Source organism: Streptomyces sp. MnatMP-M17 (assembly GCF_900091995.1).
In the GTDB taxonomy this organism is placed as follows: Bacteria; Actinomycetota; Actinomycetes; order Streptomycetales; family Streptomycetaceae; genus Streptomyces.
Genome location: NZ_FMDK01000248.1, coordinates 1 through 2295 on the forward strand (window position 1 = coordinate 1; position 2295 = coordinate 2295).

Sequence of the window (2295 nt, forward strand, 5' to 3'; positions counted from 1 at the left end):
GCATCCGCGCGGCCGAACGGATGGCCGCCCGTCACGGCGACCGAAGACGGGCCGCCTCGCTGCACACCATGGCGGACGCCGGACGCCGCTTCCTCTCCTTCGACGGCCGCGACGGCGGACGCACCGCCGAGGTCTTCGGCCATCTGGCGGACGCCGGGCGGATCGCCGTGCTGGTGCCCGGTTCGGACACCGGCCTGGACCACTATGAGCGCTTCCGCGCCGGAGCCACGGCGCTGCAAAGGGAGTTGGGCGACGGAGCCGCCGTCATCGCCTGGCTCGGCTACAAGACGCCCGGCACGGTGAGCCCCGAGGCCCTGACGCCAGGACGCGCTCATGACGCGGTGCCCCGACTCCGCGACTTCCTGGGTGAGTTGAGCGCTGCCAGGCCGACCGCCCGGACCACGCTGCTCTGTCACTCGTACGGCTCGGCGGTCTGCGCGCTGGCCGCTCCGGGCCTGCGGACGGACGGTATCGCCCTGCACGGCATCGTCCTGTACGGCAGTCCCGGCACCGGTGTGGACAGCGTCGGAGATCTGCGCACCACGGCCACCGTCTGGGCGGGCCGTGGCGCCGACGACTGGATCGCCGGCATACCGCACGCACGGCTCCAACTGCCCTTCACCACACTGGGATTCGGGCCCGATCCGCTGTCGAAGGAGTTCGGCGCGCGGATCTTCGACGCCGGAGCGGGCGGGCACAGCGACTATCTGAGGCCCGGTTCCGTATCGCTGCGGAACCTCGCCCGGATCGTCTCGGGAGGGACACCCACCGGCCGCACTCCTCCCGGGCCCGCCGGCCAACTCCCGCCCGAGGGCGGCCGTCATGCGTGATCTCGTCAGGCGGATCGACTCCGCGACTCCGCCCGACCGCGACCGTGCCGTCGACGCGCTGCGTGCCTTCGCCATCCTCGGCGTGGTGCTCGGTCACTGGCTGGTGACCGCCCTGGTCGCCGACAGCGGCACCGTACACGGCAGCAGCCCGCTCCGGTACATGCCCCAACTGGCGCCGATATCCTGGGTGTTCCAGACTCTCGCCGTCTTCTTCCTGGTCGGCGGGCAGGTGGGCGCGAAGAGTTACGCGTCGGCCCGCGCCCGGGGTACGACATACGGGAAGTGGCTCGGCACCCGGATGGTACGGCTGTTCAGGCCGGTCGCCGCCGTGCTGGTGGTGTGGGCGGTGGCGACAGGCGCGATGCTGGCCTCGGGCACCGGCTTCGAGACCGTACAGACGCTCTACCGGCTGATTCTCTCGCCGCTCTGGTTTCTGCTGGTCTTCGCGGCGCTGACCGCGGCGACGCCGCTGGTCGCGCGGTTGCATCCGCTGTGGCCGCTCGCCGTCGTGCTGTACGTCGACCTGTTCCGGTTCGGCCCGGCCGGCTCCGGCGGCTCCGGCCACCCCGACCGGCCGGAGTGGCTCGGCGGCCTGGGCTGGCTCAATGTGGCCGCCGGCTGGCTCGTACCGTACTGCCTTGGCGCGCTGTGGGCACGGCGCGGCATGCCGGGACGGACGACGGGATGGACACTGCTGGTCGGCGGCGCCACCACCACGGCCGTACTGATCCTGTTCGCCGGCTATCCGGCGTCCATGGTCGGTGTGCCGGGCGCCGCGATCTCCAATCTCGACCCGCCGACCCTGGCGGCCGTCACCTTCGGTCTGGCCCAGTGCGGAGCGGCCCTTCTGCTGCTCGGCCCGCTGCGCCGGTGGCTGGTACGGCCCAGGGCCTGGGCGGCGGTGGCGCTGCTGAACCTGTCCGCGATGACGGTCTTCCTCTGGCACCAGACCGCGATGATCGCGGTCACCGCCCTCGGTCTGTGGGCGGGCGGCGCCCTGCCCGGTCTGCACACCGTGCCGGACGGAACCGGCTGGGTGCTCGCCCGGCTCTGCTGGCTGCCGGTGTTCGCGGTGGCGCTGCTGGTGTGCTGGGCGGCGTTCCGTACGTACGAGCAGGGACGGCGGCGGGCGCCCGGCCCCAGTGGCCAGATCGTGAACCGTCGGGTCGTGAACCGTCGGGTCGTGAACCGTCGGGTCGTGAATGGTCGGGTCGTGAACGGTCAGGTTGTGAGCGGTCAGGTCATGGGCGACGGGCGTCCCGCCCCGGAGACGGAGGTACGGCGTGCTTAGGCTGAATCGCGTGACGAGTCCAGCGGGGATTTCTGTGAATGTGAAGAGGTGGTACACGCGGCAGCGGCCGGCGCGGACCGCGCGGGCGGCGGCGCGCGCACTGCGCGCGGACCTGTGGACGACGGCCGCCGTTCCGCCACCGAACGTAGGGCGCTCCCGCTGGCTGGGGTGGCG

2 protein-coding genes are annotated in these 2295 nt (G+C 72.3%); both read left to right on the forward strand.

Features of this window, described 5'->3' with window-relative positions:
* On the forward strand, window positions 1–830 hold an 830-nt coding region (locus GA0115259_RS12110), incomplete at its 5' end, for an alpha/beta hydrolase (RefSeq protein WP_107469173.1).
* On the forward strand, window positions 823–2121 hold the full coding sequence (locus GA0115259_RS12115; protein WP_093595017.1) for an acyltransferase family protein: 1299 nt from the start codon (window positions 823–825) through the stop codon (window positions 2119–2121). The genes GA0115259_RS12110 and GA0115259_RS12115, both read left to right, overlap by 8 nt.
* The last annotated feature ends 174 nt before the right edge of the window (window positions 2122–2295 follow it).